The 850-nt window shown below is 64.8% G+C and carries 1 pseudogene; it reads right to left on the bottom strand.

Annotation, left to right across the window (positions count from 1 at the left end):
* Positions 1-588: 588 nt before the first annotated feature.
* Positions 589-850, bottom strand: a pseudogene (locus tag U9980_RS16540) (hypothetical protein); the annotation flags it as partial.

The raw sequence follows: 850 nt of genomic DNA, 5'->3' as shown, positions 1-850 counted from the left end.
TACCTGTCAGGTCGCCTAGCGGTCGGAAAACCGACTCGTGTTTTGTCGCCATGGCGTTTTATTGTCTTCGTGAGGGCCATCGGGCATGGTGGTCCAGACAATGCCACGGGGGCGGATCATGCGTCGATCGATCAGTGATCGTTTGTTTATTCATTGGCCGTTCAGCCATCGGCCGTTCAGTCATCGGTCGTTCGGCGTTGGGAAGGCCGTAGGGTCGGCGCTCGCGCTGACGCTGCTCCTTGTCGGCTGCGAATGGGCGGGCACATACCAGCCGCCGCTTCTCCCGTTCGAGCTCACGCTTGCCAGTGATGGGTCCATCACCTGGAGTGTTAAATCGGAGGTTGTGACTCCGCTGGGAACCTTCGGTGTCCAGACGTACGGGTCGAAGAAGGTTCAGGCCCCGCCGGACGGCACCCTGCTCGTCGTCCGGCATTCGATCCGTGGCGTTGCCATGGACAGCGTGTTCGGCATCCACGTTCCGGACAAGCTCCGCTTCCTGACCGATGGTGACTCTGCCATCACGACCAACCGGAACGTGGTCACGTTGAACCTGCGGAGCAACGTGCACGGCGTCCGGATCCAGAACGTTCAGCAGGTGAAGGCCGCGCCGCAGTACGCGACCCAGCAGGTGAAGGTGCTGCCGCCCGCGCCGAAGGCCGCTGCGCCCTCGGCATCGCCGACCGGCCCCGGTTCGCCTTCGGCGTCACCGACCGTCGCCGCATGCCAGCCCGCGCCCACACCCGCACCGAACGCGTCATCGCCGGCACCCTGCGCAGTGTCGACGATCGTGCTGTCCGTGGGTCCGACCGGGTCTGCCTCGGCGACGCCATCCCGGGCACCGTCGACAACA

It is taken from the genome of Protofrankia sp. Cr1 (assembly GCF_963555865.1).
Lineage (GTDB): Bacteria > Actinomycetota > Actinomycetes > Frankiales > Frankiaceae > Protofrankia.
The sequence above is the reverse complement of the archived record's forward strand: the minus strand, read 5'-3'. Positions and strand labels throughout refer to the sequence as shown.